The sequence below is a fragment of the Snodgrassella alvi genome, from assembly GCF_002777745.1.
GTDB lineage: Bacteria > Pseudomonadota > Gammaproteobacteria > Burkholderiales > Neisseriaceae > Snodgrassella > Snodgrassella alvi_D.
This window is the reverse complement of sequence record NZ_MEIO01000025.1, coordinates 117577-141232: the sequence shown is the minus strand read 5'-3', so window position 1 is coordinate 141232 and position 23656 is coordinate 117577. Positions and strand designations below refer to the sequence as shown.

Annotated in this window: 22 protein-coding genes; 21 read left to right on the top strand and 1 reads right to left on the bottom strand. The window is 45.1% G+C overall.

Features of this window, described 5'->3' with window-relative positions; genetic code table 11:
* Positions 1 to 6: 6 nt before the first annotated feature.
* The 5 genes from BHC51_RS01785 to BHC51_RS01765 all read left to right on the top strand — a co-directional run bounded on the left by BHC51_RS01785 (position 7) and on the right by BHC51_RS01765 (position 5543).
* Positions 7 to 834: a symmetrical bis(5'-nucleosyl)-tetraphosphatase gene (locus BHC51_RS01785; RefSeq protein WP_100135511.1), complete on the top strand. Its 828-nt coding sequence runs from the start codon at positions 7 to 9 to the stop codon at positions 832 to 834.
* A gap of 246 nt (positions 835 to 1080) precedes the next feature.
* Positions 1081 to 1671, top strand: coding sequence for a hypothetical protein (locus BHC51_RS01780; RefSeq protein ID WP_100098826.1), 591 nt, complete (start codon positions 1081 to 1083; stop codon positions 1669 to 1671).
* Positions 1672 to 2934: 1263 nt separating this feature from the next.
* Positions 2935 to 3468: an ATP-dependent protease subunit HslV gene (gene hslV / locus BHC51_RS01775; RefSeq protein WP_100098825.1), complete on the top strand. Its 534-nt coding sequence runs from the start codon at positions 2935 to 2937 to the stop codon at positions 3466 to 3468.
* Positions 3469 to 3527: 59 nt separating this feature from the next.
* Entirely contained in the window at positions 3528 to 4865 is a 1338-nt protein-coding gene (gene hslU, locus BHC51_RS01770; RefSeq protein WP_257381381.1) for an ATP-dependent protease ATPase subunit HslU, read from the top strand.
* Positions 4866 to 4952: 87 nt separating this feature from the next.
* Complete coding sequence (locus BHC51_RS01765; RefSeq protein WP_100153171.1) at positions 4953 to 5543, top strand: biotin transporter BioY; 591 nt, start codon at positions 4953 to 4955, stop codon at positions 5541 to 5543.
* A gap of 98 nt (positions 5544 to 5641) precedes the next feature.
* Here the strand turns inward: BHC51_RS01765 and BHC51_RS01760 are convergent, their stop codons facing one another.
* Positions 5642 to 5980, bottom strand: coding sequence for a P-II family nitrogen regulator (locus BHC51_RS01760; RefSeq protein ID WP_100098823.1), 339 nt, complete (start codon positions 5978 to 5980; stop codon positions 5642 to 5644).
* Between the two features lie 166 nt (positions 5981 to 6146).
* Here BHC51_RS01760 and purL point away from each other — a divergent pair, with 166 nt between their 5' ends.
* From purL to BHC51_RS01680, 16 genes are all read left to right on the top strand, one after another.
* On the top strand, positions 6147 to 10082 hold the full coding sequence (gene purL, locus BHC51_RS01755; protein ID WP_100153170.1) for a phosphoribosylformylglycinamidine synthase: 3936 nt from the start codon (positions 6147 to 6149) through the stop codon (positions 10080 to 10082).
* Positions 10083 to 10101: 19 nt separating this feature from the next.
* Complete coding sequence (gene luxS, locus BHC51_RS01750) at positions 10102 to 10608, top strand: S-ribosylhomocysteine lyase (RefSeq protein WP_100153169.1); 507 nt, start codon at positions 10102 to 10104, stop codon at positions 10606 to 10608.
* 388 nt (positions 10609 to 10996) lie between these two features.
* Positions 10997 to 13276, top strand: a complete 2280-nt coding sequence (gene nrdA / locus BHC51_RS01745; protein WP_100123715.1) for a class 1a ribonucleoside-diphosphate reductase subunit alpha — start codon at positions 10997 to 10999, stop codon at positions 13274 to 13276.
* Positions 13277 to 13365: 89 nt separating this feature from the next.
* Complete coding sequence (nrdB, locus tag BHC51_RS01740; protein ID WP_100098920.1) at positions 13366 to 14499, top strand: class Ia ribonucleoside-diphosphate reductase subunit beta; 1134 nt, start codon at positions 13366 to 13368, stop codon at positions 14497 to 14499.
* Positions 14500 to 14561: 62 nt separating this feature from the next.
* Positions 14562 to 14879: a class I ribonucleotide reductase maintenance protein YfaE gene (yfaE, locus tag BHC51_RS01735; protein ID WP_100098819.1), complete on the top strand. Its 318-nt coding sequence runs from the start codon at positions 14562 to 14564 to the stop codon at positions 14877 to 14879.
* Between the two features lie 74 nt (positions 14880 to 14953).
* A complete protein-coding gene (gene pdxJ, locus BHC51_RS01730) occupies positions 14954 to 15685 on the top strand; it encodes a pyridoxine 5'-phosphate synthase (protein ID WP_100153168.1) in 732 nt (243 codons plus the stop codon).
* Between the two features lie 23 nt (positions 15686 to 15708).
* Positions 15709 to 16095 carry a holo-ACP synthase gene (gene acpS, locus BHC51_RS01725; RefSeq protein WP_100098817.1) on the top strand — a complete coding sequence of 129 codons (387 nt, stop codon included), beginning with the start codon at positions 15709 to 15711 and terminating at the stop codon, positions 16093 to 16095.
* Positions 16092 to 16880, top strand: a complete 789-nt coding sequence (locus BHC51_RS01720; protein ID WP_100153167.1) for an NUDIX domain-containing protein — start codon at positions 16092 to 16094, stop codon at positions 16878 to 16880. Before acpS ends, BHC51_RS01720 begins: the two co-directional genes overlap by 4 nt.
* A gap of 13 nt (positions 16881 to 16893) precedes the next feature.
* Positions 16894 to 17376: a DUF1643 domain-containing protein gene (locus BHC51_RS01715; protein ID WP_100153166.1), complete on the top strand. Its 483-nt coding sequence runs from the start codon at positions 16894 to 16896 to the stop codon at positions 17374 to 17376.
* 134 nt (positions 17377 to 17510) lie between these two features.
* Positions 17511 to 17951 (top strand): hypothetical protein, encoded by a 441-nt coding sequence (locus tag BHC51_RS01710; RefSeq protein ID WP_100153165.1) that lies wholly within the window; start codon positions 17511 to 17513, stop codon positions 17949 to 17951.
* Between the two features lie 85 nt (positions 17952 to 18036).
* Entirely contained in the window at positions 18037 to 18342 is a 306-nt protein-coding gene (locus BHC51_RS01705; protein ID WP_100098813.1) for an accessory factor UbiK family protein, read from the top strand.
* 11 nt (positions 18343 to 18353) lie between these two features.
* Positions 18354 to 19850, top strand: coding sequence for a YifB family Mg chelatase-like AAA ATPase (locus tag BHC51_RS01700; protein ID WP_100123712.1), 1497 nt, complete (start codon positions 18354 to 18356; stop codon positions 19848 to 19850).
* 99 nt (positions 19851 to 19949) lie between these two features.
* The gene (locus BHC51_RS01695) at positions 19950 to 20684 is read left to right on the top strand and encodes an SPOR domain-containing protein (RefSeq protein ID WP_180296402.1); all 735 of its coding nucleotides are present in this window, start codon (positions 19950 to 19952) and stop codon (positions 20682 to 20684) included.
* A gap of 33 nt (positions 20685 to 20717) precedes the next feature.
* On the top strand, positions 20718 to 21413 hold the full coding sequence (locus tag BHC51_RS01690; protein WP_100153163.1) for a thiol:disulfide interchange protein DsbA/DsbL: 696 nt from the start codon (positions 20718 to 20720) through the stop codon (positions 21411 to 21413).
* A 106-nt stretch (positions 21414 to 21519) separates the two neighbouring features.
* Positions 21520 to 22338, top strand: coding sequence for an undecaprenyl-diphosphate phosphatase (locus tag BHC51_RS01685; protein WP_100098810.1), 819 nt, complete (start codon positions 21520 to 21522; stop codon positions 22336 to 22338).
* Positions 22339 to 22490: 152 nt separating this feature from the next.
* A complete protein-coding gene (locus BHC51_RS01680) occupies positions 22491 to 23642 on the top strand; it encodes an ATP phosphoribosyltransferase regulatory subunit (RefSeq protein WP_100123710.1) in 1152 nt (383 codons plus the stop codon).
* The last annotated feature ends 14 nt before the right edge of the window (positions 23643 to 23656 follow it).

Sequence of the window (23656 nt, the reverse complement as noted above, 5' to 3'; positions counted from 1 at the left end):
TTGGATATGGCACAATATGTAATTGGTGATATACAAGGGTGTCTGGCAGAATTTCAGAGCCTGCTGGCCAAAATAGACTTTAATCCCGGCACTGATACTTTATGGCTTACGGGTGATCTGGTCAATCGTGGTCCACAATCACTGGCCACATTGCGCTTGGTAAAACAACATGATGGCTGTATGCAAACCATTTTGGGCAACCATGATTTACATTTACTGGCTGTGCATTACGGCTATGGCAAACTCAAACGTGCAGACACTATCGATGATGTTCTCAACGCACCAGATAGAAAAGAATTAATTAGCTGGTTACGGCAGCAACCTTTATATTACCAACAAGCAGGCTATGTATTGGTACATGCAGGTATCTGGCCAGAATGGACGTGCACACAGGCTCAGCTACTGGCACATGAAGTGGAAACCGTTTTGCAGAATACCCCGGAACAGTTTTTTGCCACCATGTACGGCAATAAACCTACCCATTGGGACAACAATCTCAGTGGTGATGCAAGGCTGCGTTTCATTACTAATGTTTTTACACGTATGCGTGCACTCACTGATAATAATGTCATGGATTTTGATTATAAAGGCACCCTTAATGCCATGCCGGCACATCATTTACCATGGTTCAAAGCTTCAAATAGACAGAACACTGATAAAACCATTTTATTTGGTCACTGGTCAGCATTGGGTCTGTATGAAGGAGACAATGTTGTCTGCGTCGACACCGGAGCATTATGGGGTGGCAGTCTGACTGCGTTTAATTTGGACGACAGAAGCGTGGTACAGACACCAAGTCAAACAAGGTTAAATTTAGAAAATTTAATGTACTAGAAATAATGGCACTTACTTGTAAATATTTAATCGCTAAAGCAAATATTCCATTTAAACATGATGTTGTGGGGAAAGTTTCATTCAAGTCCTGCTAATATAGCAATGATAACATTTAATTGGTATTTTTTAATAATAACAAACATTAGATAAAAAAGACTAAGATACATCTATTGCATCTTTACCTAAGCCAAGTATGATGGTTTATGTTATCTAACGATTTATTAATAAATGCTTGAAGGAGTTGTCATGAAAAAAGTTCTCGTCCCCGCTGTAATATTAATGCTTGCTCTAACTGGCTGTGCATCAAAATCTCATCACAAAACACCTGTCGTCCAGTCAACTACAACTACTACAGCTACTACTACTGACAATGTACAGATTGACGCACGTAAAGAAGTATCATACCTGTGCGGTACCGACAACGTTAAAAACAGCTTACGCGTAATGTATGGCTTACAAGGCCAGAACGTAGTAGCCGCTCAAGTAAATTATCAGGGCAAACTATCTCCAGTAATGATGCGTGATACCAGCGACGTTAACTATAATACTTTCGTTTCTCCTGAAGGCATCACATGGAAAACAGCTATTGCTAACAGCGATACTGTAGATCAAGTTAGTGCTCTGGGTCTGTTACAACCTGGCAAACAGATTGTTAATGGTCAGGAAAAAATCGTTCCGCAAATTGTTACTCAGAATTGCGTAGTGGATAATGGTACAGTAGCAGTTGCTCCTGTAAGAACCAAAGTTGCTCCTGCAAGAACCAAAACAGTTAAAACCACTAAAACAGTTACCACTAAAAAAGTCTATAAACACAAAAGACCAAACACAAAAAAATAAGTTCTCATAGTTGAAAAAACGGCAACCTTTTAGGTTGCCGTTTTTTAGAATAGATGAAAACTTTTGCGCAGAAACATTATTATTTTAATGATTTATATTTACTTGCAAATAGTACTTTAACTGAACAAACAGCATACATTTTTACAGTGATTATATTATTTATCCTATTGCCTACAGAATAAAAGTTACTCGCACAAAGACAGCTTTTAACCTAATCAAGAATAGCTATTACAAATAACTATTCCAAACACATTTACTCTTTCAGTAACTGCAAATGACCACAGACCGTTAGCTGTAGCACCAATCTACTCGAAAAGAAAAAGAGAATAATGAATCTTGAGCACACACGACTCCGACAAGATTAAACTACTGCTGTAGCTGATGTTTTTGACTTACCTAGCAATGGTTGGAAATTAATATAGCTACCTCCATGAAATACTTAAAAATTTGAAAAAAGAGCCAGAGGCTTCTATAACACTATTAAAGCAGCAAGCAATTAATCTCTGTAAAAAATATGATTTCCGCTCTAACTTAACAGTTCATGCTTGTGACGAGGCCATGATTGATCTACAGAATTTCCTTACTTCTCCCAGAACTGGCACCAGATTATCTGCAAAAAACAGATTAGCCTGCGGCACTAGAAAAATTAAGCATGAGAAAACACACTGATAACTATATGGCAATGCTCAAAAGATGATTACAAAACATAAAATCTTAGATTTTTAATATCTTTAAAGCTTAGTCAGAACTTTTACATGCCTAACTTTCTATTATCTTTTTCTTTCAGCTTCTGTAAATACATTTATTTTACTAGCCAATAATTTGGTCGATTTCCCGATTGGCTAGGTTTTCTGCTGCCACATCTGCTCGAAGTCTTCTAAGACTGTCAGCAACATAGTTTCTGCCCCAGCCATCGTTTTCCTTTAATTAATTAAAACCTCGCGGTATTCACCTTTTTTCCAGTATCATTCTATATTGCTATACCAACTATACATTTTTCATCCTTTCTTATACAGTAACTTATTTGCATCTTGTTTGTTTTTGCGTTCAGCATCATCTGGCTAGTTCTGGTTTCGCCCAGTTTCTGTAATTGGTTATCCGAATTTCAACTCAGCAACCCTATGATTATCATTGATATCATGGTTATATCGGCCAAAACCCCTCAACCTATTAACTTGAAAGCAGACCAAACTGCCCTTATTTAAAGACAGTTACATTTTCCGACAGTTATTGTGACTGTTGGTCAGCAAAGGATCACAAGACATGCAACAATTCGACGGCACCACCATCATTTCCGTTCGACGCGGCGAAAACGTCGCCATCGGAGGCGATGGTCAAGTGACATTGGGGAATACTATTATTAAAGGCACCGCACGCAAAGTGCGTAAACTGTATAACAATCAGGTTCTCGCCGGCTTTGCCGGTGGCACTGCTGATGCATTCACTTTGATTGAACTGTTTGAAAGCAAGCTGCAAAAACATCAAGGTAAACTAATGGTGGCTGCAATTGAGCTGGCCAAAGAATGGCGTACTGACCGTGCCCTGCGCCGGCTTGAAGCAATGTTAATTGTAGCCGACAAAAAAAATACACTTGTGATCACTGGTAATGGCGATGTACTCGAACCAGAACAGAGTATTGCCGCCATAGGCTCCGGTGGTGCTTTTGCCCAGTCTGCAGCCCGTGCATTGATGGAAAACACCGAACTGGAACCAGCCGTGGTAGTTAAAAAATCACTGGAAATCGCCGGTGATATCTGCATTTACACAAACCAGAACCACACTATCGAAACCTTGTAATTGCCTTGGCCTGTTAATTTAAGTTGTCAAAAACGGTCAAATATCAAGATTGGAACAAGATGAGTACAGCAGTAATGACCCCGAGCGAAATCGTTCATGAACTGGATAAACATATTATCGGCCAAACTCAGGCCAAACGTGCAGTAGCAGTAGCACTGAGAAACCGTTACCGCCGCAGTCGTGTTACCGAACCATTACAAAGTGAAATTGTCCCGAAAAATATATTAATGATTGGCCCTACCGGCGTAGGTAAAACAGAGATTGCCCGCCGCCTTGCCCGTCTGGCCAATGCGCCGTTTATTAAAATAGAAGCCACTAAATTTACCGAAGTGGGCTATGTTGGCCGCGATGTGGACAGCATTATTCGCGACCTGATTGAAATTGCGCTGAAAAACATTCGCAGTCAGACAATCGCCAAAAATCGCGACCGTGCACAAGATGCTGCCGAAAACCGCATTCTGGATGCCCTGTTACCGCCACCACGCAGTGTGGGTTTTGCCGGTGAACCGCAGGAAGCGCAGCCGGAAAATCACACGCGGCAAAAATTCCGTCAGATGTTACGTAAAGGCGAACTGGATGATAAAGAAATTGAAATCGAAGTTGCCGCTTCTCCTTCTCCAGCCATGTCAGTAATGGGCCCTCCGGGAATGGAAGACTTTACCAATCAGTTGCAGGATATGTTCAGCAGCATGGGACAGGGTAAAACCAAAGCGCAGAAAATGAAAGTAAGCGCCGCCATGAAACTATTGCTGGATGAAGAGGCAGCCAAACTGGTAAGTGAAGAAGAATTACGCGAGCAGGCCATCAAAGCGGTTGAGCAAAACGGTATTGTATTTCTGGATGAAATCGACAAAATCGCTACTGATAGCAACCGACATGGTGGTGATGTGTCGCGTCAGGGTGTGCAACGTGATCTGCTACCACTGGTTGAAGGCACAACAGTGCAAACCAAGTATGGCATGATTAAAACTGACCATATCCTGTTTATTGCCTCTGGTGCATTCCACCTTAATCGTCCGAGCGACCTAATACCCGAATTACAAGGGCGTTTCCCTATCCGGGTTGAGCTGGATAATCTGAGTGTGAACGACTTCAAAGCCATCCTTACCACCACACATGCTAATCTGACCGAGCAATATTCTGCTTTACTGGCTACTGATGACGTAAATCTGCAATTTACCGATGATGGTATTGCCCGTATTGCCGAAATTGCATTTCAGGTGAATGAGAAAACAGAGAATATTGGCGCACGCCGCCTGCATACAGTGATGGAAAAACTGCTTGAAGAAGTTTCTTTCGAAGCTCCTGCTGGTGACATAGCCATAGATGCAGCCTATGTAGACGCGCGATTACAGGATATTGCCGAACGTGAGGATTTGGCTCGCTACGTATTGTAACCTTATATTCAAGCGGCTACGGCCGCTTTTTTATTTGCCTGCGAGTATTGTCTTTCTACCAAATTTTTATTTTACTTCCGGCTTTCTATGAATTTCACATTATCCCGTACCCATCAGCCCTATCTTCTGCAATACTGCTCTGTAGTCCAATGGCCGCATAAATTGCTGGTAATCACAACCGGCATACTCCTTATGGCCTTATCAGCCAATATCAGCATTCCTCTGCAACCTATACCCTTATCTCTGCAATCTCTGACCGTTTTACTGCTTGGCGCCTTTTTGGGGCGCAGACTTGCTGTATTGGTCATGCTCGGATATTTAATATTGGGTGCTTGCGGACTACCTTTTTTTGCCGGTGGACATAGCGGAATAAATGCCCTGACATCAGCTTCAGCCGGTTATCTGTATGGATTTATTGTTAGTGCCTATATTGCAGGCTTAGCGGCTGAAAGAGGTTACGACCGGCATTTTTTCAGCGGGCTATGTGCCTTTGCACTTGCTCACCAGATTATATTTTTCTTTGGTGTTGCCTATCTGGCATTCTATCTGCACACGGACATCTATCATGCCCTGCAACTGGGTTATCTTCCATTTGCTGGCTTTGATTTACTCAAGTTTTTTATTGCCACCCTGATTATGCTTAGTCTGTGGCACTGCTCAGGCTCAAAGCAACATTGATATTTCACAAGTAAAGATAAACCGTCTGAATACAATTGACAGTTAAATTACTCTATTGCGATTGAATTCAGACGGTTTGGTATCAATCAGGCCAGCGCTCAAATTGCCGATTCATTCTGCTCACCGGTACGAATACGCACCGCCTGCTCCACAGGCAACACAAAAATTTTACCATCGCCGATTTTGCCAGAGTGAGCAGCAGCCACAATAACCTCAATTGCCTGTTCCACTCGCTCGTCCGGCAACACCAGTTCAATTTTTACCTTAGGTAAAAAATCTACCGCATATTCGGCACCACGATAAATTTCTGTATGCCCTTTCTGGCGTCCAAAACCTTTGACCTCAGATACAGTCATTCCGCTAAAACCTACATCAGACAAGGCCTCGCGCACATCATCCAGTTTGAACGGTTTAACGATTGCTTCAATCTTTTTCATACCAGTACTTCCCTTTTTACTGTATCTACAGAGATAAAAACTACCATATCCTTATCTGAAACTCAAACCGCCCATCCCCAATAACATAAAACCAAGCAAAGCACCTATTTTTCGCGTAAAATTGCGCCTCAGCCAAAACCCTCTACCGAAGTGAGCTACCCTCATCATGTCAGTTGTACTGTCACTGTGCGGCGAGGCCGCACTTTCCCCGTTCCGTATTGATAAACTGTTACAGCAGGCTGCAAAACTGCAACTGGACTGCGATATTCAGATAAACAGCGAATTTCGCTATTTTGTGGATTCAGCAACTGAGCTCAGTCCAGACAATCAACGAAAATTACTTGAACTGCTGTGTGCCACGAACCAGAGCAGCAGCACTCTGACCGGCACTCAGCTTCTGGTTACCCCACGCTTAGGAACCATTTCACCCTGGGCTTCCAAAGCTACTGACATTGCTCACAATTGCGGTCTAACCACGATTAAACGCATTGAACGTGGCATTCTATATTCTTTTTCCAGACAGCTCAGTCAGCAGGAGCAGGAAAGCTGGCTGGCTATGTTACATGACCGCATGACTGAAAGCGTACTTGCTTCTGTAGCAGATGCGGTACAACTATTTCACACGACAAAAGCGCAAAGTTTTACCAGTATTGATGTATTGACAGAAGGTAAAGACCCTCTGGAAAAAGCAAACCAGCAAATGGGGCTGGCGTTATCCGCAGATGAAATAGATTATCTAGTGACAAATTATCAGCAGCTGCAACGCAATCCTACAGATGTAGAACTGATGATGTTTGCTCAAGCAAACTCCGAACATTGCCGCCACAAGATTTTTAATGCCGGCTTCATCATTGACGATGAAGCCAAACCAGCATCCCTGTTTGGCATGATTCGCTCCACTCATCAAGCACATCCTGAAGGTACATTAGTAGCTTATAAAGACAATTCTTCAATTATTACCGGTGCCAGTATTGAGCGCTTTTACCCTCAGGCTAATCAACAGCAGCGATATCAGTTTAAGGTTGAAGCAACCCATATTCTGATGAAAGTGGAAACTCATAATCATCCTACCGCTATTGCACCTTTCGCCGGCGCAGCCACCGGTTCTGGAGGCGAAATACGTGATGAGGGTGCCACAGGTAAAGGAGCACGACCTAAAGCGGGTTTAAGTGGCTTCAGTGTTTCCAATCTTTCTATACCCGAATTTATCCAGCCATGGGAGCAATATACTGCTACCCGTAACCAATATGGCAAACCGGCACACATCAGCAGTGCACTGGATATCATGCTGGATGGACCGATTGGCGCTGCTGCCTTTAATAATGAATTCGGCCGTCCTAATCTTCTCGGCTATTTCCGCACCTTTGAAGAATTATTCAACGGCACCATGCGCGGCTTTCATAAACCCATTATGATTGCCGGCGGACTGGGTAACATTCAGGAACAGCAAATTTTCAAAGACAAAATTCCTGCCGGCGCACTACTCATTCAACTGGGAGGCCCCGGCCTACTGATTGGTCTGGGTGGCGGAGCTGCATCCAGCATGAGTACCGGTGCCAATCATGCTGACCTAGATTTTGACTCAGTACAACGCGGTAATCCAGAAATCGAACGTCGTGCTCAGGAAGTTATCGACCGCTGCTGGCAACTAGGTTCGGACAACCCAATTATTTCCATTCATGATGTCGGTGCAGGAGGGTTATCTAATGCCTTTCCAGAACTGGTAAACGATGCCGGCCGTGGGGCGGTGTTTCAGCTACGCCAGATACCATTGGAAGAACACGGCCTTAATCCACTGCAAATCTGGTGTAATGAAGCACAGGAACGCTATGTATTAGCCATATTGCCAGAAAATCTCGAAATCTTTCAGGCCATTTGCCAGCGTGAACGCTGTCCGTTTGCTGTTGTTGGCACAGCCACAAACGATGGACAATTGCGACTGCGTGATGATTTATTTAACAATAACCCAGTAGATATCCCGCTAGACGTATTACTAGGCAAGCCCCCTAAAATTACCCGTACCGACCATACCGTTAACGAAGAGATTGCCCCCTTTGATGGCAGCAAGCTGGACATTCGTGAAAGTCTTTACCGAGTATTACGCCTGCCCACTGTAGCCAGCAAACAGTTTCTGATTACCATCGGTGATCGCACTGTTGGCGGCCTTACCCACCGTGACCAGATGGTCGGACGTTTCCAGACACCGGTTGCCGATGTTGCAGTTACCAAAATGGGCTTTAATACCTTGCTTGGCGAGGCCATGAGTATGGGTGAGAAATCACCTCTGGCTTTATTTTCCGGTGCTGCATCTGGACGCATGGCCGTTGGGGAGGCATTAACCAACATTACTGCTGCTGATATCGGCACACTGAACAAAATTAAACTTTCTGCCAACTGGATGGCTGCCTGTGGATTTACAGGTGAAGATGCACGCCTGTATGAAACCGTAGAGGCGGTATCTGAACTATGCCAGAAATTGCAGCTGAGTATCCCTGTTGGCAAAGATTCCTTGTCAATGCAAACAATCTGGCACGATAACAGCGAAGAAAAACGAGTAGTGTCGCCTTTATCTGCGGTTATCACTGCTTTTGCACCGGTAAACAATGTTTGCCATACCGTTACCCCTGAACTCCAGAATATTACAGACACTACCCTGCTGGCCATTGACCTTGGTCAAGGCTATAGTCGCATGGGCGGCAGCGCCTTACAACAGGTGTGGAAAAACCTCAGTGGCCATGCGCCTGATGTCAATACACCAGCATTACTAGCTAATTTTTTCCACCTTATGCAATCGTTAATTCGCGAGCAGAAAATTCTGGCGTATCACGACCGCAGCGATGGCGGTCTGGTAGTGACACTGGCAGAAATGATGTTTGCCGCCCATATAGGCGTAACCATCAATATTGCCTCACTTATCCAGCAGACCAACCAGCACAGTCATAATCAGAAACTACAGGATGCAGCAGTACGCAGCCTCTTTACTGAAGAACTGGGTGCAGTGATTCAGGTACACAATACTGAAGTTGCCAGTATTCAGGCTTCCTTTGCTGAAGCCGGACTAGCTGATACGCTGCATATTCTCGGTCACATCAATACCACCGACCGATTAATGGTGCATCACGGCAATACGGTTCTACTTAATGAAAATCGTGTAGACCTGCAAAAAAGCTGGAGTGAGACCAGTTATCACATGCAACGCTTACGCGATAATCCTAGCTGTGCCGACAGTGAGTTTGCTTTACTAGAACAGGAACGCTCACAGGGGTTATTTGCAGAATTGAGTTTTAACCCTGCCGAAGATATTGCCTTACCCTATATTCACCGAAGTGAACAGCCTAAAGTAGCCATTCTGCGTGAACAAGGCGTAAACGGACAGCTAGAAATGGCTGCTGCATTTACACGTGCCGGCTTTGCTGCCCATGATGTACACATGAGTGACTTACTGGCCGGACGAGTAACGCTGAAAGATTTTCACCTGCTGGCTGCCTGCGGCGGTTTCAGCTATGGAGATGTACTTGGCGCCGGTGAGGGCTGGGCAAAAAGCATTCTATTCAATCAGCAACTACGACAACAATTTGCTGAATTTTTCGCCCGTCCGGACACACTGGCTCTAGGCGTATGTAATGGCTGTCAGATGCTCAGTAATCTGGCTGAAATTATCCCGGGTACAGAAACATGGCCTCGTTTTCGCCGTAATAATTCCGAGCAGTTTGAAGCACGCCTGAGTATGGTGACAATTCCTGCCTCTTCATCATTAATTCTGGCAGATATGATTGGCAGCAGCTTGCCCGTAGTGGTAAGCCATGGAGAGGGACGAGCAGACTTTAGCCATCTGCCGCAAAACAACGTACCGCCAGAGCTGGCTATTGCATTACAGTATGTAGATGGCCATAATCAGGTAACGGATACATATCCGTTAAACCCGAATGGGTCCCCTGCAGGTATTGCAGGTGTCAGCAATCAGGATGGCCGTGTTACCATTATGATGCCACACCCGGAACGGGTATTTCAGACAGCACAAATGAGCTGGGCTCCACGTGACTGGCCGGAAATGTCTGGCTGGTACCGGCTATTTGCCAGTGCCCGGAAAGTTCTAGGCTAACAACTACAAAGGAATCATCATGCCATTACTGGATAGTTTTACTGTAGACCATACCCGCATGCATGCACCGGCAGTGCGTATAGCCAAAAACATGTCGACCCCCAAAGGAGATGACATCACCGTGTTTGATTTGCGCTTTTGCAAACCAAATCAGGCAATTTTGCCGGAAAAAGGTATGCATACGCTTGAACATTTATTTGCCGGTTTCATGCGCAACCACCTCAACAGCGACAAAGTAGAGATTATCGATATTTCCCCTATGGGCTGTCGTACAGGCTTTTACATGAGCCTGATTGGGACACCTGACGAAGCTACAGTAGCCAAAGCCTGGGCAGCAGCCATGCAGGACGTACTCGCCGTTACCGACCAGAATCATATACCTGAACTGAACCGTTATCAGTGTGGCAGTTACACCATGCATTCGCTCGAGGAAGCTAAAGCCATTGCTCAGAAAGTACTAGATAACCAGATCAGTATTAATTACAACAATGACTTAAAACTAAATGAGTCACTATTGCAACACTAAAGCCTAACTACTGGTAATTACTGTCTAAAAACTAAGTGAAGCTGTGCCAAGCTTATATTTTAGGCAGTATTTCTTTTTTTCAATGAATGTAGTCAGATACGAGCCAAACTTATCCCCCGATATAAAAAAACTAATAGAACTGAAAAATTAATAATATTTTTTACTTTTCTATTCAAAATGAGACAAATCAAACCAAACTGTTTGTGAATCAACAAAAATCATTACACCGCTTAACCCACTCACCATGACGAAACGGATATAGTTGGTTTTGACAAGTCTTTTTTTTACAGCAAAAAACCAGTATATTGTGCTTAAAACAACAGTTGACCACTACATTTTGTGTCGTCGCTGTTTTTTTCTGCTTTACTTGTGCTAGAAAGAATAACTCATGAATGCGGTAGCCAATCTCAAAGTAACCAAACGTAACGGAAGTTTGGAAGACATCAATCTGGATAAAATCCATAAAGTTGTTACCTGGGCAGCAGAGGGGCTGGATAATGTATCCGTATCTCAGGTAGAAATGCGCTCACACATTCAGTTTTACAATGGTATTCGCACCGATGACATTCACGAAACCATTATCAAAGCGGCTGCCGACTTAATCTCAACTGAAACACCAGACTATCAGTATTTAGCTGCCCGACTGGCTATCTTTCACTTACGCAAAATTGCTTTTGGTCAGTTTGAACCGCCACATCTGTATGAACATGTAACCACTTTGACTGAATCTGGCAAATACGACAAACACATATTACAGGACTATTCACAGGTTGAATTTGATGAACTGAATGCGTGCATTGACCATAATCGCGACCTAACTTTCTCCTATGCAGCGGTCAAACAGCTCGAAGGAAAATATCTGGTACAGAACCGCGTTACCAAACAAATCTTTGAAAGCCCGCAATTTTTATATATGCTGGTAGCAATGTGTCTGTTTGCCCGTTATCCGCAGGCAAGCCGGTTAGAATATGTAAAAAAATTCTATCACGCCATCAGTACCTTCAAAATTTCCCTGCCCACACCAATTATGTCGGGTGTGCGCACACCAACACGCCAGTTTTCTTCTTGCGTACTGATTGAATGCGATGACAGCCTCGACAGCATCAATGCCACCACCAGCGCGATTGTCAAATATGTATCCCAGCGAGCCGGCATTGGCATTAACGCTGGCCGTATTCGTGCACTGGGTAGCGAAATACGTGGTGGAGAAGCTCAGCACACCGGCTGTATTCCGTTTTATAAAATGTTTCAGGCTGCGGTTAAATCATGCTCACAAGGTGGCGTACGCGGCGGAGCTGCTACCCTGTTCTATCCCTTATGGCATCTGGAAATAGAAAATCTGCTGGTACTGAAAAATAATCGTGGCGTAGAAGAAAACCGTGTTCGTCATCTAGATTACGGCGTACAGATTAATCGCCTGCTGTATACTCGCCTGATTAAAGGCGAAAATATCAGCCTGTTTTCACCATCAGAAGTACCAGGTCTGTACGACGCATTTTTCGCTGATCAGGACGAATTTGAGCGCCTCTACGCTTTATATGAAAAAGACAACAGCATTACCCGCCGCAGTATTCCTGCCGTAGATCTGTTCTCCCTGTTAATGCAGGAGCGCGCAGGTACCGGGCGAATTTATATCCAAAATGTTGACCACTGTAATACCCATAGCCCGTTTGACCCCAAACTTGCACCAGTACGCCAGTCAAATCTGTGCCTAGAAATTGCCCTGCCTACCCGACCACTAAACGATATCAAAGACCCAGAGGGAGAAATTGCCCTGTGTACCCTCTCAGCATTCAATCTGGGCGTACTGGAAAATCTGGAAGAACTGGAAGAACTGGCCGAGCTGGCAACCCGTGCTTTAGATGCCCTGCTGGACTATCAGAACTACCCCATCAAAGCCGCCGAACTGGCTACCATGAATCGGCGTACACTGGGTATCGGAGTTATCAACTTTGCTTACTATCTGGCTAAAAATGGCGTGAAATACAGTGATGGCTCCGCCATCAGTCTTACACATCGCACATTTGAGGCTATTCAGTATTACCTGCTCAAAGCATCAGTTAAACTGGCAAAAGAATTGGGTGCCTGTCCTAAATTCAGCGATACCACCTATGCACAAGGCTTGTTGCCAATTGATACCTACAAAAAAGATCTGGACAAAATCTGTCAGGAACCACTGCACCTAGACTGGGAAACCTTACGTGCCGATATTGTTAAACATGGCTTGCGCAACTCTACCCTGACAGCACTGATGCCTTCAGAAACATCCAGCCAAATTGCCAATGCTACCAATGGTATTGAACCGCCACGCGGACTCGTATCCATAAAAGCATCCAAAGACGGTATTCTCAAACAAGTGGTGCCAGAATTTGAACGCCTGCATAATCAGTATGAGCTACTCTGGGATATGCCGAATAACGAAGGCTACCTGCATCTGGTAGGTATCATGCAAAAATTCATCGACCAGTCGATATCAGCCAATACCAACTACGATCCGCAACGTTTTGAAGGACAAAAAGTCCCGATGAAACAATTAATCAAAGACTTGCTGACGGCCTATAAATTTGGCCTGAAAACCCTGTATTACCAAAATACCCGTGATGGTGCCGATGACATGCAAACCAGCATTCAAGATGATGGCTGTGCCAGCGGTGCCTGCAAAATCTGAGTTTCCAAAGGGTGCTCGGGGCACCCTTTCATTTCCCATCTATGATAATTTAAATAAAGAGTATCGCCATGGCCTGTGAACATCTGTCAATGAACTACAGCACATTCTGTCAAAAACCGAATAACGCCCTGACAGAACCGATGTTCTTCGGTCAGCCAGTTAATGTAGCCCGTTATGACCAGCAGAAATTTGATATTTTTGAAAAACTGATTGAAAAACAGTTGTCCTTCTTCTGGCGTCCGGAAGAAGTGGATGTATCGCGCGACCGCATCGACTTTGCCAATTTACCCGAGCATGAAAAACACATCTTTATCAGCAATCTGAAATATCAGACTTTGCTTGACTCCATACAGGGACGTAGCCCCAATGTTGCCTTACTGCCTCTGGTATCCATTCCCGAGCTCGAAACCTGGATTGAAACATGGTCGTTTTCTGAGACAATTCATTCACGCAGCTATACCCATATTATTCGCAATATCGTCAATGACCCGTCCATCGTATTTGATGACATTGTACAAAACAAACACATCATTGCCCGTGCCGAAGAAATCGCCTGTTACTATGATGACTTAATCGAATACACCCAGTACTACAACTTACTGGGCGTTGGTAAGCACCAAATCAACGGCAAAACTGTAGTAATCAATCTGCATGAACTAAAGAAAAAACTCTACCTGTGCCTGATGTGCGTCAACGTACTTGAAGCAATCCGTTTTTATGTTTCATTTGCCTGCTCTTTTGCTTTTGCCGAACGCGAATTAATGGAAGGCAATGCCAAAATTATCAAACTGATTGCTCGTGATGAAGCGTTGCACCTTACTGGCACACAGCAAATACTTAACCTAATGCGTACAGGCGCAGATGACCCAGAAATGGCGCAAATTGCGGCGGAAACCGAGGAAGAATGCTTCCAGCTTTTTCACCGTGCCGCCATGCAAGAAAAAGACTGGGCTGAGTACCTATTTAAAGACGGATCCATGATCGGTCTGAATAAAGACATTCTCGGCCAATATGTAGAATACATCACCAATCTGCGTATGCAGGCAGTAGGATTACCACCTGCCTTTGAACATGCCAAACAAAACCCGATTCCATGGATTAATGCCTGGCTGTCTTCAGACAATGTACAGGTAGCACCACAGGAAGTTGAAGTCAGCTCATATCTGGTTGGCCAGATTGACGCCGAACTAAACGAAGACGATTTAAGTGATTTTGAGCTTTAAATCTGTATGATCTCAGTCTGGTAAAATCATAAACACTAACCGGAAATGCAACACCACTGAAAATGAGTTTAATCACCACTTGCGACAAAACGTTTACCCTGCAACAGGACGAAACCCTGCTGGAAGGGCTGGAGCGTACAGGACATGAAGTTGAATACCAGTGTCGCAGTGGTTATTGTGGTTCCTGCCGCCTCAAACTGCTTTCCGGACACGTGAGTTATCCAGACCAGCCATTGGCCTTTATCGCACCAGAAGAAATATTGCCCTGCTGCTGTCAGGTAGAAACCGATTTACATCTAGTCTGTCATCTCAGAAGCGACACCCCAGAACATAATCCCGATCTCTTTGATAACGATTTATTTGCAACAAAACAAAGTTAAATCAGTTTATCTTTACAGCCGAGCGAGGGTAAAGTATCGTGACATATCATTTAACCAGCATCAGGTAAAAGCTTATGCTACTTGGCGTAAACATAGACCACGTTGCAACAGTGCGTAACGCTCGTGGCAGTATTTATCCCAGCCCACTGGAGGCCGCACTGCTGGCTGAAACACACGGCGCCGATCTGATTACCATGCATTTGCGCGAAGATCGTCGACATATTCGTGATGACGATGTATTTGCTGTCAAAAACGCCATCAGTACCCGCCTCAATCTCGAAATGGCGCTTACCCCAGAGATGCTGGATAATGCACTAGCTGTTCAGCCTGCCGATGTCTGCATCGTTCCCGAAAAAAGACAGGAAATCACCACCGAAGGTGGGTTGGATGTACTGTCACAGCAGGATAAAGTAGCAGAATATACTCAGAAGCTGACAGCCGCAGGTATTCGCGTATCACTCTTTATCGATGCTGACAGCCGACAGATACAAGCCTGTCGCGAAATTGGGACACCAGTAATTGAATTACATACCGGCGCTTATGCCGATGCTGCTGATACACAGCAGCGACAACAACAACTGGCACGTATCGAAGAAGCCGCTCATCAGGCCAGTGAAATGGGCATAATCGTCAACGCCGGACATGGGCTAAATATTCATAATGTCACCCCCATTGCCAAAATTCTGGCTATTCATGAACTCAATATCGGCCATGCACTGATAGCTCAAGCCATTTTCATCGGATTGCCTCAGGCCATTGAACAAATGAAAACCGCTATCTTTCGTGCACGCAGCATTCCTTATTAATCTTTACCAGCAAAAGGAAAAAAATGATTTACGGCATAGGTACAGACTTAGTAAAAATTGACCGCATTGCCAAAATGTGTAAAACCTACGGAGCCAATGCCGTGGCCGAAAAAATGCTGTCACGGATTGAAGCACTGGAATGGCCTTCAGCCAATCAGCCTGTCCAGTTTCTGGCCAAACGCTTCGCAGCCAAGGAAGCTTTTGCTAAAGCCGTCCATACCGGTTTGCGCAGCCCAGTTACTCTTCGCAATATCGGTATTGGTCACAATGAATTAGGTCGGCCTGAATTTATCGTAGAAAAACCATTGGCACAATGGCTCAAACAAAAAAACATCGGTCGCATCCACCTGAGTCTGACTGATGAAGACAATCATATCGTAGCCTTTGTCGTGGCCGAGTACGCCGAATGAGTAATAACAACCTGATAGAAGTAGTTGCCGGTGTTCTTTATAACCAACAGGGTGAATTCCTGCTCAGCTCGCGTCCCGCAGGTAAAGCCTATGCAGGTTACTGGGAATTTGCCGGCGGCAAAGTCGAAGCAGGAGAAAGCCGTCTGGCTGCATTACAGCGCGAATTTGCCGAAGAGCTTGGTATTGAAATCAACACTGCCACCCCATGGCTAACTAAAATTCATCATTACGAACATGCTCATGTTCACCTGCATTTTTATCGCATTGCCGCTAACCAGTGGCATGGACAATTAACAGCACGTGAACAACAAAGCTGGTGCTGGCAACAACCGAGTAATATTACTGTTGCCCCAATGTTACCAGCGAATGCACCCATTCTGGCTGCACTAGCCATACCCACCAGCATGAGCGGCCATTTAAATACAGGCTTTCATAGCGCAACACCACAACAATCAGTATTAAAGGTACTACCCTATCAGTGCGGTCTGGCCACAACAACAATGGTTTATGTACCAGCTAGCCAGCTAAAACAATTAGCAGATCAACACCCGATTACCAATATCTGGGCTATCTGTCATAATCGCGAACAATGGGTACAGGCGCAGATAGCAGCAGCCATTATCTGGCCAGTATCCAGCAATGAAAACATCCAGCAGCTACTTACCCTGTTACAGCAACATCCGTCTGCCGTGCCCGTCATGGTTTTACAGCAAAGTCCCAGTCACACTAAAATACAGCCAGACTGGCTTACACTGGGTGCTCATGGCATCATTCAAGAGCAATAAAGGAAAATACTTTATGAAATCGAGTGCCATATTTTCAGAGGATAGACAATACCGCTATTTACTTGAAAGAGAATGGGATAGCACAAAACCTAATGTATTATTTATATGCATGAACCCATCTATAGCAAATGAGACAGAAAATGACCCGACTGCGACAAGATGTATAAATTTTGCAAAATCATGGGGATTTGGCTCATTAAGTATGATGAATTTATATGCTTACATCGATACTTATCAAAAAAACATGTGGAATGATGATGTTGATCCTGTTGGAGTGGATAATGATATTAAAATTATAGAAGTGGCTAAAAAATCCGATAAAGTTGTTGTAGCATGGGGAAATAATGTTTTTCATCATAGGGCCAAAGAGTTATTTAATAAGCTTTCTAAAGAAAATATAGAACTTTGGTGTTTTAAAATAAATAAAAGTGGAATGCCTGCTCATCCTTTATACCAAAAAGGAGATACAGTACTAATTAAGTATGAAATAAGTTAGGTTCCAACGTTGCCATCCATACATCTGGGCAGCACAAGTTATAGTTAACGTCAGTTTGTTACTTTATCCATCATAGTCTGTCCGACAACTACTAATTATTGACTTCTTGATTTACCCTATAAACGACTAACACCATGACTCACCCTGCCAAAAAATCAACCACCGTTATTATTGGACTGCTTATCTTCATAATAGCCGTCCCTCTTACCATTGGCATAGTTCTGTGGCACAACAGCCGTATAAATGCACTAAGCACACTCAGCAATTGCAACGTGCGCACCGGCTGCATATTGCCTGGCGGAGCAGTAATCCAATTTACACCGCCGGCCGATATCACCAAACCCTTTGACATCAACATGCATCATGTACCAGCATCAGTACAACGAATCAGCATACATTTCACCATGCGAAATATGGATTTGGGCTTTAACCGCACCGATTTCAAGCCACAGGGACAGGGCATCTGGACGGCACATCATGCCGTACTACCAGTATGTGTTGATGAGCGCAATGATTTTCTCGGTGACTTAACACTTGATGGCCGGCATTACAATATTGTGTTCACTGCTCCCTAAACAACAACATAAGCATTGCATCCGCAACTGTTTCACCCGTACAATCACAGACATTGATTACCTTGCCATTAAAAGGATTCAGATCATGCTTAGCAAAAAGTTCTTTGACGACATCAGCGATAAACTCAACGACACCATCAGCAATAGCCCCATCAAAGACATGGAAAAAAACGTTAAATCCATGCTTGGCAGTGCTTTCAGCCGGATGGATCTAATCACTCGCGAAGAATTTGATATTCAGCAGCAGGTATTACTGAAAACCAGAGAAAAACTGGCCGAACTGGAAACACGAGTTATTGCACTGGAAGCACTACTGGCACAAAACAGCAACGGCAGCAATAACAGCCCCGCCTCTGCTGCTACAGACAACCATACTGATCTGCCTGCCTAAGGAATCAATCCATGTCATGGGCAGTTGTATATAGTCGTGCCCTGACTGGCATGGCAGCACCACTGGTAGAAGTAGAAGCTCATCTGGCCAATGGCCTACCTGCATTCAGCATCGTTGGCTTACCGGATACCGAAGTAAAGGAAAGTCGGGATCGAGTAAGGGCTGCCATCATACAGTCCGGTTTCGATTTTCCAGCTAAAAAAATTACCGTTAACCTGGCACCAGCTGACCTACCCAAAGAATCAGGTCGATTTGACCTGCCAATCGCTATTGGCATACTAGCAGCTTCCGGCCAGATAGATGGCACCAGCCTATACGAATATGAGCTGGCTGGAGAACTCGGCTTGTCTGGCCAGATCAGACCAATCCGTGGTGCCATCGCTATGGCTGAAGCAGCACGGCAGCATCAGCGTGCATTTATTCTGCCACAAGAAAATGCTTATCAAACAGCCTTACTGCCGCAAGCACGCGTATATGGTGCTGGCACACTGGCTGCTGTAGTAGCCCATCTCAACCAACAGGAGCAGCTTACTGTCGTTGATGCACAACATCTGCAACACCAGCCCGTTGAAGCAGCCTATCCAGATATGGCAGATATACGCGGACAACAAACAGCCAGACTAGCACTGGAAATTGCCGCTGCCGGTGGCCACAGTTTACTCATGTCGGGACCGCCGGGAACAGGCAAATCCATGCTGGCACAGCGCCTGCCCGGCATATTACCCCCATTAACCGCAACAGAACTGGTTAGTGTCTGGTCTTTACAATCACTGTTACCGCACGGACAACAACAATATCAGCAAATCCGGCCATTTCGCTCTCCTCATCACAGCACCTCAGCCGTTGCACTGGTAGGTGGTGGATCGGATCCCCGGCCTGGTGAAATTTCATTAGCGCATCACGGCATTTTATTTCTGGACGAGCTGCCTGAATTCGACCGTAAAGTACTCGAAGTTCTGCGGGAACCATTGGAAAGTGGCGAAATTCACATATCGCGAGCCGCACGTCAGGCCACTTATCCGGCCAAATTTCAGCTTGTGGCCGCCATGAACCCCTGCCCCTGTGGCTATCTCGGACATCCGATCAAGCCGTGCCGCTGCACTCCAGAAGCCATATCCCGTTACCGGGGCAAAATTTCAGGCCCCCTACTCGACCGTATAGATCTTGTCATCGATGTACCCAGCTTGCCGGCCAGTGACTTGATACAACAGGCTGATGGCGAAAACAGCAGCAGTATTCGTGAACGTGTCAGCACAGCCCGCAAGCGCCAGTACGAGCGTCAGGGTAAAATCAATGCACAATTAAGCAACCGGGAATTAGACAATATTGCCCGAATCAGCACCGAAGCCAAACATACTCTGGCCAATGCCATAGAAAAACTGTCACTTTCAGCACGCAGCTTTCATCGTATTTTGCGCATTGCCCGCACACTGGCAGATATGACTGACACTCATAACGTAGAAACCAGCCATATTTTACGCGCCATAAGTTTCCGCCGTGCATTATAATATCAATAGGGCAAAAAAACGGGCATCATACCCGTATGGATGACAATCCGCGCCCGAACAGATTTTGCCGTATATAATGCCAACATAAAGGCTTTCAACATGCATATAAACACACCTCTTCATCAGGCAGGTAAAGGGCTTGTCAGCTTTATCGTCGGTTTGCTGATTGCAACCGTAATTATTGCTGGCATCCTGTTCTACCTGAACAAAAGCAAATCAGATTTCAAAACGCCTGATAGCACTGCTGTTTCTGCGCCACAACAGCCAGAAATACTTACACCAAACAACCATGCCTCCCCCACCCTGCCATTTATACCAGATACCTCTGCACCTACAGTCACTGCCAGCGAAACACAGGTCATGCCTACGGCCTCACAGCCGGTTGATATGGGTGGCATCGAAGACGAGGGCATTGATGAAGTCATTACAAACCATTCACAAGTAACCCAGCCAGCCGAACCACATAAAACACCAGACAAAACAATAGATAAAACACCAAAAAAAGCACCGTCTGCTCCCAACCATACACATGTCACCCCAGAACAGATACTGAATAACGGCAGTCTGGAAAAAGCCCAGCAGGCTGCGGAAAAACAACATACTGACAGCAAAGTCTATCTGCAAATCGGTTCCTTCAACAATCGCATTGACGCAGATGCACAACGCGCCAAACTAGTGATGCTTGGCATCAATAGCAGCGTACACAGTGCCAAAGTTAATGGTACAACCAAATACCGTGTACAGACCGATCACCTGACCCAGAATCAGGCCAGACAAATTAAAAAAACCTTGCAACAACACAACATAGACAGCCTGACCAGAGCAGCATCCTGAATTACTCGACTTTCATAAAAACAGGGAAACAACATGCTTAAAAAAATCATTACAATCATGGCCACCACACTGGCATTTGCCAGTGGCTTGGCACAGGCAGCGTTAGTTAACGTAGACTACGTCGTACTTGACAAACCCATTCCACAACTGCACAAAAACAAAATTGAAGTGCTGGAATTTTTCTCCTACAGCTGTATCCACTGCTCACACCTCGAACCATATATGCTCAAGGAAATGAAATCCTTCGCACCCGATACCTATCTGCGCCCAGTACACGTAGTCTGGGATGATGACGTTTACTACAATCTGGCTCGCGTATCCGCCGCAGTAGACAGTACCGGAATGAAACTACAGGCAGACCCGCTGATTTTTGATGCCATCTTCAACAAACACATCGAATTATGGCAGCCTGACGTATTCAACAAATGGGCTATGCAACAAACTGCATTTGACGGAAAAAAACTAGTTAAAGCCTACAACAGCCTGGAAAACGCTGCCGCCGCTACCAGCATGCGTAAAATGGGGGAAAAATACGACATCCAATCCACACCAACCGTTATCGTTGGCGGCAAATACCAACTTAAATTTCCGCGAGGATTTGCAGCGGGAATGATAACCTTAAAGGATTTAATTGAAAAAGTACGCAATGAGAATAGCGCCGGTGCCGCAACTGCAAGTAAACTGCCAAAAAGCATAGGCGCCTCACTGGCTGCTTCTGCAAATCGATAGATCTTAATCTATAATCAGAATAATAGTGTGTTTACCCCTAAACACACTATTATTTTGCTGTTTTGCATAAAATCATAGCATCAATGCACAAAGCACCGTAAACAAAATGGATATCATATTATTTCTAAAAGCCCTCATACTGGGCATCGTCGAAGGCTTAACCGAATTTTTGCCGGTTTCCAGTACTGGCCATCTGATTGTCGTTGGCAACCTGCTCAAATTCCAGACTACAGGCGAAGTATTCGACATCACCATTCAGCTAGGTGCAATTCTCGCTATTGTTTTTGAATACAAGCATCGCTTTGCTCATATCATCACCCATATCGGCAAAGAGCCTGCCACCAACCGTTTTGTACTCAATCTGGCCATCGCCTTTATTCCCGCAGCCGTCATGGGATTACTGTTCAGCGAACAAATCAAACATTACCTGTTCAATCCCATCACCGTTGCCACCGCTCTGGTTATCGGCGGCCTACTGATTCTCTGGATTGAAAAGCGCCAGAGCCGCATTGAACCTAAAGTCAAAAGCGTAGAAGAAATGCGTCCGCGCGATGCACTTATAGTGGGGCTAGCACAAATATTGGCGCTGATTCCGGGAACTTCCCGCTCCGGCAGTACCATTATGGGCGGCATGCTATGGGGTATTGAACGCAAAGCGGCCACAGAATTTTCATTTTTTCTGGCTGTACCAGTCATGATTGCCGCCACCGGCTACGACATGCTTAAACATCTGAATGAATTTACCCGCGACGACTTACTTTTAATCGCCATTGGATTCGTAGCAGCATTTCTCTCCGCACTCATAGCCGTAAAAGCATTACTACGCTTTGTTGCCCACAAAAACTATATCCCCTTTGCTTGGTACCGGATTATATTTGGCGGCATCATTTTACTTACATGGGCTACAGGCTGGGTAAAATGGTAACTTAGCCATAATTGTCACTGGTATAAAAACGTTAACTTGTGATAAAGTGATGTCTTAATAGACCACAGGCACAGCATTTACCTGCCTTTTCATGTCCACGTCACACCGTTTCATCAAGATTCAGTGTGGCTTGTATTTTGTTAGGAATATCAATGCAGTCTTGGCAATTACCCGAATACATTGCCGACATCCTTCCTTCAACGGCGCGCCAGTTGGAAAGCGCCAAAGAACAGCTGTTAGCACTTTATCGCGTTTATGGCTACGAACTTGTCAGCCCCCCTCTACTCGAGTACAGCCAATCTTTACTAACCCATATTGATGAGGGTTTGTCCCTAAAAACCATCCGGGTTGTTGACCAACTCAGCGGCCGTCAGCTTGGACTACGTGCAGACATCACCCCACAAGTTGCCCGCATTGATGCCCACCTGCTTTCTGCCAATAGCGGCGTAAACCGCCTGTGCTATGCCGGTTCGGTGCTCCATGCACGTCCGGATGGCTTCTTAAGCACACGAGAACCTTTACAGATTGGCGCAGAACTCTACGGCCATGCTTGCATTGAAGCAGACATCGAACTGATAGATTTAATGCTTAAAAGTCTGGCCATAGTCAATGTACCCGAACCAACCTTATCACTAGGTCACATAGGTATCTTTCACACACTGGCCAGAGCTGCCAAACTGGAAACACAACAGGCTGCCTCCCTGTTGCAGCTCATGCAGGCAAAAGATGTGGCTGCCGTACAGCAATACGTGCAGCAATGGCAGCTTCCAGAACAATGGATTAATGCATTTGTAGCATTACCCACCCTATATGGTACCCAGAAAGTATTACAGACTGCCAAAGCCTCATTGCCGGATTTACCGGAAATTCATCAGGCATTACAGCAACTACAGCAAATCTGCACAACTTTCACCAACTACAACATATTTATCGACTTGAGTGAACTGAGAGTAGACAACTACCATACCGGATTACTGTTTGCCGCCTATAGTGAAAACTGGCCAGATGCCCTGGCACGTGGCGGCCGCTATGATGGCTTAGGTAAATACTTCGGCCGTAGTCGCCCTGCTTCCGGTTTCAGTTTTGACTTACGTGATTTAATCGGGCATCTGCCTCCAGTAGAAAAACTGCGCGGCATAAAAGTCAGCGTGCACGATGCCACAGCTGCAAAAAACGAAATAGAGCAACTGCGTTCAGCCGGTGAATGCGTCATCATCGATTACACCCCTGAATGCAACAATGTCAAAGGATGCGATCGCCAACTAATCTGGCAAAACCAGCAATGGCAGCTGATTCCTTTGTAGCAATAATTAACCCT